5 protein-coding genes are annotated in these 7,594 nt (G+C 59.4%); 1 reads left to right on the top strand and 4 read right to left on the bottom strand.

What is annotated here, in order from left to right; all coding sequences use genetic code 11:
* Positions 1–77: 77 nt before the first annotated feature.
* The 4 genes from pgm to ACW9JC_RS26955 all read right to left on the bottom strand — a co-directional run bounded on the left by pgm (position 78) and on the right by ACW9JC_RS26955 (position 6,341).
* Positions 78–1,724 (bottom strand): phosphoglucomutase (alpha-D-glucose-1,6-bisphosphate-dependent), encoded by a 1,647-nt coding sequence (pgm, locus tag ACW9JC_RS26970; RefSeq protein ID WP_457458813.1) that lies wholly within the window; start codon positions 1,722–1,724, stop codon positions 78–80.
* A gap of 125 nt (positions 1,725–1,849) precedes the next feature.
* A complete protein-coding gene (locus ACW9JC_RS26965) occupies positions 1,850–3,250 on the bottom strand; it encodes an aminotransferase-like domain-containing protein (RefSeq protein ID WP_457458811.1) in 1,401 nt (466 codons plus the stop codon).
* 19 nt (positions 3,251–3,269) lie between these two features.
* Positions 3,270–4,754, bottom strand: a complete 1,485-nt coding sequence (locus tag ACW9JC_RS26960; RefSeq protein WP_457458809.1) for a hypothetical protein — start codon at positions 4,752–4,754, stop codon at positions 3,270–3,272.
* Positions 4,755–5,318: 564 nt separating this feature from the next.
* Entirely contained in the window at positions 5,319–6,341 is a 1,023-nt protein-coding gene (locus tag ACW9JC_RS26955; protein WP_448107825.1) for a zinc-dependent alcohol dehydrogenase family protein, read from the bottom strand.
* Between the two features lie 269 nt (positions 6,342–6,610).
* Between ACW9JC_RS26955 and ACW9JC_RS26950 the strand changes: the two genes are divergently transcribed.
* Positions 6,611–7,528: a LysR family transcriptional regulator gene (locus ACW9JC_RS26950; protein WP_338580821.1), complete on the top strand. Its 918-nt coding sequence runs from the start codon at positions 6,611–6,613 to the stop codon at positions 7,526–7,528.
* Positions 7,529–7,594 lie beyond the last annotated feature (66 nt).

The following is a 7,594-nucleotide window of genomic DNA, read 5'->3' as shown; positions in this document are numbered from 1 at the left end:
TGATGCCAGGGACCGTGTAGGGCTTTGAACACTACAAAACTTTGTGGGAGCGGGCTTGCCCGCGATGAGGCCGTCAGTTACTTCCCAGAAATAGCACCATCCACCAACGTCTGAGCCTCTGCCACCAACTGCTTCAGGTGGTCATCACTCACGAAGCTTTCGGCGTAGATCTTGTAGATATCCTCGGTGCCCGACGGACGTGCCGCGAACCAGCCGTTCTCGGTCATGACCTTCAAGCCGCCGATGGCCTGGTCGTTGCCCGGTGCGTGGCTGAGGATGCTCTGGATGGCTTCGCCTGCCAGTTCGGTCGAAGTAACCTGCGCCGGCGACAGCTTGCTCAGCAAGGCTTTCTGTTCCGGGTTGGCCTTGGCGTCGACCCGAACGGAGAACGGTTCGCCCAGTTCATCGGTCAGGGCACGATAGGCCTGGCTTGGGTCGCGACCGGTGCGGGCGGTCATTTCAGCGGCCAGCAACGCCGGAATCAAACCGTCCTTGTCGGTGCTCCAGACGCCGCCGTCCTTGCGCAGGAACGATGCGCCGGCACTTTCTTCACCGCCAAAGCCCAAAGAACCGTCGAACAAGCCATCGGCAAACCACTTGAAGCCGACCGGCACTTCGTACAAGCGACGACCCAGGCGCTTGGCCACGCGATCGATCAAGCCGCTGCTGACCACGGTTTTGCCCACGGCAGCATCGGCGCGCCACTGCGGACGGTTCTGGAACAGGTAATCGATGGACACCGCGAGGTAGTTGTTCGGTGCCAGCAAGCCACCGGACGGGGTCACGATGCCATGGCGGTCGTGGTCAGGGTCGCAGGCAAACGCAACGTCAAAGCGCTCTTTGAGGCCGATCAGGCCCTGCATGGCGTGAGTGGACGACGGGTCCATGCGAATCTGGCCATCCCAGTCGACGGTCATGAAACGGAAGGTCGGATCGACCTCTTTGTTCACCACGTCCAGGTCGAGGCGGTAATGCTCTGCAATCGCCGACCAGTAGCGCACCCCCGCTCCGCCCAGCGGATCGACACCCAGACGCAGCTTGGCGTCACGAATGGCGTCGAAGTCGATCACGTTGATCAGGTCGGCGACGTAGGTGTTCAGATAATCGTGACGATGGGTGGTGCTGGCTTTCAGGGCTTGTTCGTAGCTGATGCGCTTGACGCCGGCGAGTTTGTTGCCCAGCAGTTCGTTGGCCTTGGCTTCGATCCACTTGGTGATGTGGGTATCGGCCGGGCCACCATTGGTAGGGTTGTATTTGTAGCCACCGCTTTGCGGCGGGTTGTGCGACGGCGTGATCACGATGCCGTCCGCCAGGCCCGACGTGCGGCCGCGGTTGTAGCAGAGAATCGCGTGGGAAATCGCCGGGGTCGGCGTGTACTCGTCGCCTTCGGCAATCATCACCGTCACGCCGTTGGCCGCCAGCACTTCCAGGGCACTGGCGCCAGCCGGAGTGGACAGCGCATGGGTATCGATGCCGACGAACAGCGGGCCATCGATGCCCTGGGCCTCGCGATACAGGCAGATCGCCTGGCTGATCGCCAGAACGTGCCATTCGTTGAAACTCAAGTCGAAGGAGCTGCCTCGGTGCCCGGACGTGCCGAAAGCCACACGCTGGGTGGAGATGGCGTCATCTGGCTGGCCGGTGTAGTACGCCGTTACCAGTCGCGGGATGTCGACCAACAATTCTGCCGGTGCCGGTTTACCCGCAAAATGACTGAGTGTCATGCAAAACCTCTGGAATAGAGTGGTTCAGGAATTGGAACGCAGTTTACTGGCAGTTTGACCGCAGCGCGACGTTATCGATCCCGGCTGAACTGACGCTCAATGTTATAAATCCCCAGCCGCCCTACTCAGTCGATCGACGCCCGGCGCAACGCGTCCCCCAACAGTCCCAACGCGGTGGCGAGATCGTAGTCACTTCCGAAGCTGTGACTCAAGCGCAGATGTTGCGTGTGCAATCCCTGAAGACTGAACAACTCCCCAGGCGCGATTACCACCTGTTGCTTGAGCAGGCGCTGAAACACCTGACGCACATCGACCCGCTGCGATGTGCGCAACCAAACCGTTGCGCCACCTTCCGGCTCGACGAATTGCAGGGCATCACCCAGCCGCTCGCCCAGCAATTGGGTCATTTGCTCCTTGCTGTCCTTGAGCCTGCGCCGCAGCAATTGCAAGTGCTGATCGATGCGTCCGTTGCTGTACAGCCGGGCAATGGCTTTCTGCCGAATCGGTGACAGGCGAAAGGCGCGCAACAGAAAGTGTCGCTGCCATTCGACGGCCAAATGCCGCGAGAGCAAGTAACCGAAGGGCGCTTCCGGCCCGACGATTTTCTCGAACGTTGAAAACACGATCAGGCGTTCGGGTGCCAGCAGATCGCGAAACCGCAGGCCTTCGGATTCAAAAGCGAGTTCACCGTAACAGTCGTTTTCCAAGACCCAGCAGTCGTACCGTTCCAGCAACTGCGCAATGGCTCGTCGGTTTTCCTCCGGCGCCTGACTGCCGCGAGGCATGTTCAGCCCCGATGAAACCATCACCAGGCGCACGGGCTCGGTATCAAGCAAGTCCTTGAGGTGTTCGCGGTCAAGGCTGCCATCGGCCCGGAGCGGCCATTCAATCACCTGCACGCCCGCCGTCTGAAGCAGACGCAATATCCCCCAGTCGCAAGGTGATTCGATCACCACCGTGGCGTCCTTGAGGTCCAACACAGCGATCAGTATTTCCAGCACTCCGCGAAGGTCTGCGCCGATGTACACATCATCGGCGTGCCAGCAACGCACCGGTGACGTGGTGTAGCGTGCGGCCAGCGCCATACGCAGTTCCAGTTCGCCACAAGGTTGCGAGTTCGGTTGCGGCTGGCGCGGATACTGGCGCAGCAGCTCTCTTTCCAGCAGTAACAGCGGGCTGTCGATCGGCTGCAGCAATGCCGGTTCATCGCCACTCAGGACCAGCATGCCCGGGCGGCGAGCATTGACGTAAACGCTTTCGAGCAAGTCGTTGCCACTGTAGAGCGTGTTGATGGCGGGGGCTGGCGGCGCGTAATAACCGGACTTGGCCACCGAATACACCCGCCCTTCTTTCTCCAGCAGCGAGTACGCGTATTGAATGGTCGAGATCGACACGTTCAGACGCTCGGCCAATTCACGCAACGAAGGCAAACGCACCCGCGTGTGGCTGACAGTTTCACCGATCAGTCCGGTGAGGTAACGGTAAACGGCCTGGTAGGCGAAATCCGTTTCGCGAGGACCTTTCATGGCAAGCAACCGTGCACGGTTAACGACCTGCTGACCATTCACTCGCCACCGAGATATCGTCATCCGCCGCTTCGGTGTCCAGGTCCGGTTCGTCAGTTGCAGGCTCCAGCGCCCTGTCCTGATCCACAGGCACCGGGCCGAGACTGTAGAGCTTGCCAATCAGACCGACCGGCAACCCACTGACGTCGACCATCCATTGCATGATCTGATCCGCGACCGGTTTCCCCTGCATGGCCCGGTGCAAATCCGGCATGGCTACCAGCATGCCGGGGTGGCACTGGCGCAGAAAACGTTCAAGGTTCGCGGCATTGTCATTGAACGGCGCGAACAACAGGCATACCAGTTGAGCCTCGGTCAGGCCAAGGCTGTGTTGCGCCTCGCTTGCCGTGCGTGTGCGCAATTGCGCCAGCGTCGCCGGGTTGCCGAACACCTCCTCCGCCTGTTCGCACAAGCGCTCCGGCAGTTGTTTGCGGCGCATCATTACCAGGGCCCGCTGCAGGTATTCGGCGACGCCCGCCTCGTAGCTGCGCCCTTCGACAAAACAGGCATGCAGCCCTCGCAAGTGCGCTGAGACCGAGAGACTGACGTACTCGTTATCACTCAGCTGGGCCGCCAATTCGTCTGCCTGGAATCCGAGAAACTCGGTAAGCAGTGGCCAACGCTCTTCCAGGTTACTGACCAACATGTCGTGGATGTCGATCAGCGTCGAGCGACGACAGGTTTCGAACTGTTCGGCCGGGCGCCACGACGCCAGGCCTTCCTCGGCGTAACACCGCCGGAAGTCTTCGCGACCCAGTTCGTCCAGCAAGCTGAATAACCCGGCGTAGCCTGGCTCATGGCGGTTCGAAGGGTGAAATCCTGCCTTGTCGGCCGCTCGTTTCAATCCCTCCATGAACAGTTTCTGCTGGCGCGGAGTGTCGCTGATGACCAAGGCATCGACGCCATGGTTCCAGCGTGCGATTTGCCCGTAGAACTCACCGGTGGCCAGATAGGCGTCATCCCACAGGTGCAGCGGTCCGTCGCAATCACGGCGATGGCCCAGCATCAGCAGGTTCGTCCGATTGGCTTCGCTGGCAGCTAGGGAAATCGGTGCTGCATGGTCGAACGGCAGGACTTCCCGGTTATCAACCATCAGGACCTCAACCCGTGGATCGTCGTAGAGAAACAGTGCGCTGTAGGTGCGATGGATGTTTTCCAGCGCCGTCGGATTGCTGCCGTTCAAACGCAAGGTCGCTACCCGCAACTGGAACGTCGCCGGCGCGCGGCTGGCGATCGTCAGTTGGGCGGCACGCAGCAGCGCCAGGGTGTAGCAACTGTCACGGGAGCCCGACTGGATCGCCAGCACCTTGTAATCGCCTATGCGCTCCATGCCTCCGGCTGCAACTCCCAGGCGTTGCATCAACAACTGCAATGCCGTGCGTTCGGCTCGGGAAAAGAAACCCACCAGTCGCTGCAGTATTTGTTGATAGACGTAGTTCATCGCTTGGTCATGGATGTTGGTCATCTTAATTTACCTGATGCTTATAAGCTTGATATTGCGCAAACAACTGCACGCACAGCGCAGGGAATGGCCTGAACAAGATTCGAAGTTGAGCGTTATTGCCAAATGCTAGCACTTAAATTTTCAAGCCAACATTTCTGGCGACTGGGTAGCACCGCAAGCGCCGTACGCTTTGTGCAGGCTGGAAGCCCCGCGCTGAAGGGGTTGCTGCGGGTTGCTCTCGACATCCTAGGAAATGTCCGACAACGTCCCACAGACGTTTAATACATAAAATAAAGAAATAACTAGCGCACGATAGTTCGGCAGCCGTGTAAGAGCGCGCTACTTTTTGAATAGGTATTCCCGCAGCGCATCGAAAAGTATCGAACTGATACCCGTCCATGACTCATTCCTTGAGATGAAAGTAATCATCCAATTATCAGGGCTTAGTTGCTGATTAGAAGATACAGATCGAGAGCAAAAACCAGTTCAGTTGCTGAACGGTCCCATCGACGATTCGATGGGATGTCTCGTGTAGGAAAGTGCTGAAAGCAAAAGAGTCCGTGGGTACGGACTCTTTAAGGTGGGTTACGCCGGTTCGACCTGGAGGGCGACCCTTTCGCGGCATGGGCATTCGTCCATGTAGCGGTGGGCTTCGACAAACTCGGTAAACGGAAAAACCCGAGTCTTGAGCGGCAGCAGCACGCGGTCAGCGGTGAGCTGGTTGATGTCACGCAAGGCGCGTTGCAGTGCGACCTGGTCCTGGATGATGCCCAGTTCCGGCTTGCCGGTGAAGTTACCGATGCAGTGCACGAAGAACTGGATGTTCTTCTGGAACGCTGCGCAGGCCGGGAATGGCGTCTGGTTGCCGCCTTGCAGGCCGTACAGGACCAAACTGCCACGCGGTGCCAACACGTCACCCAACAGCGACATCTGTGGGCCGCCCAGACCATCGAACACCACGTCCACGCCGCGATTGTCGGTGATCTTGTTGATCCGCATCAGCAGATCTTCTTCCTCGGTGACAATCACTTTCTCGGCACCCAGCGACAGCAGGTACTCACGTTCGTCCGCCGACTTGGTCGCGGCAATCACCCGTACACCCAACGCCTTGCCCAGTTGCACAAACGAGGGGCCGGCGCAGTGGCTGGCGTCAGTAACCAAGGCAAATTGCCCGGGTTTGACCCGTGCCAGATCGGCGTAGCCGAAATAAGCGATCAACAGCGGCGTGTAATGCACGCTGGCCTCAATCGGGTTGAGCACATCCGGGTAACGGGTCAGCGACGAGCGCGGCAGCACAATCAACTCGCCATAAACCGGATAGTCGTTCGGGCTTTGAGCCGGGAAACTGGCGACCTTGTCACCTATCGCCAGGTCATCGACACCTTCGCCCACCGCAGTGACGACACCGGCCATTTCCTGACCAAGGCCGGATGGCAGTTGAGCACGGGACGACGCCAGGTTTTGACGCCAGAGCGTGTCATACCAGCTGATGCCAATGGCTTCGACGCGCACCTGCACTTCACCCGGTGCAGGCAGAGCGGCCGCATGCTCTTCGCATTTGAGCACCTCGGCTGGACCAAACTTGTGAAAACGGATCGTGCGGGACATCGCAAACCTCGCCAAATGAACCTCTAATGCCATGAACTCTAGCTGGGCTTTCAACCCAACACTATCAGTGGCTATTAATAGTCGACATGCCTGTCATTGATTCCGCATCAGCGGCAACGTCGTCAAATGTCGTAAGAAACCAAAGCAGCCTTTGTAGGAAAACTGAATTACTCGGTGCAGAGTACCAGCCTTTCCCCGTAATATTCCTGCTGGCCATTGTTCTCATATGGCCGCTCACGTCAAGTTTGCTGACTCTGCCAGGACTCCAGATGAATCGTAATGACCTGCGGCGTGTCGACCTGAACCTGTTGATCGTATTCGAAACCCTGATGCACGAACGCAGCGTGACTCGCGCTGCAGAGAAGCTGTTCCTCGGCCAGCCAGCCATCAGCGCGGCGCTCTCGCGCCTGCGCGGGCTGTTCGATGACCCGCTGTTTGTACGCACTGGCCGCAGCATGGAGCCGTCCGCGCGAGCCGTGGAAATCTTCGCCCTGCTCTCTCCGGCGCTGGATTCGATTTCCACTGCCGTCAGTCGGGCGGCCGAATTCGACCCGGCCACCAGCACCGCTGTGTTCCGTATCGGGCTGTCGGACGATGTCGAATTCGCCCTGCTGCCGATGCTGCTCAAGCGCCTGCGCGCCGAATCCCCGGGGATCGTGCTGGTGGTGCGGCGGGTCAACTACATCCTGATGCCGGGATTGCTGGCGTCCGGCGAAATCTCCATCGGCGTCAGCTACACCACCGATCTGCCGGCGAATGCCAAGCGCAAAGTCTTGCGCCGCAGCTCGCCGAAGCTGTTGCGGGCCGACACCGTGCCAGGGCCGTTGAGCCTGGATGACTTCTGCGCACGGCCTCACGCGTTGGTGTCGTTCGCTGGCGACCTCAGCGGCTTTATAGATGAAGAACTGGAAAAGCTCGGGCGCAAACGGCATGTAGTGCTCGCTGTGCCACAGTTCAACGGGCTGAGCACATTGCTGAGCGGGACCGACATCGTCGCCACCGTGCCGGACTACACGGCTGAGGCGCTGACAGCGGCTGGTGGTGTGCGAGCGGAAGATCCGCCGATGCCGGTGCAAAGCTTTGAATTGCACATGGCGTGGCGCGGGTCGCAGGACAATGATCCGGGTGAGCGTTGGTTGCGGTCGCGGATTCAGATGTTTTTTGGGGATCCGGATAGTCTGGCCTGACACATATGTGAAGGCCACTGACGCTATCGCGGGCAAGCCTTGCTCCTACAAGGATCGCACTGAGCC

The sequence above is a fragment of the Pseudomonas sp. SDO5591_S426 genome (assembly GCF_054070755.1).
Note: the sequence above shows the minus strand (reverse complement) of the source record. Positions and strands in the feature narration are given on the sequence as shown.

Bases quoted from the DNA above. Each gene is read 5' to 3' on its own strand.
- pgm (WP_457458813.1), bottom strand. From the start codon at position 1,724: ATGACACTCAGTCATTTTGCGGGTAAACCGGCACCGGCAGAATTGTTG.
- ACW9JC_RS26965 (WP_457458811.1), bottom strand. From the start codon at position 3,250: ATGAAAGGTCCTCGCGAAACGGATTTCGCCTACCAGGCCGTTTACCGT.
- ACW9JC_RS26960 (WP_457458809.1), bottom strand. From the start codon at position 4,754: ATGACCAACATCCATGACCAAGCGATGAACTACGTCTATCAACAAATA.
- ACW9JC_RS26955 (WP_448107825.1), bottom strand. From the start codon at position 6,341: ATGTCCCGCACGATCCGTTTTCACAAGTTTGGTCCAGCCGAGGTGCTC.
- ACW9JC_RS26950 (WP_338580821.1), top strand. From the start codon at position 6,611: ATGAATCGTAATGACCTGCGGCGTGTCGACCTGAACCTGTTGATCGTA.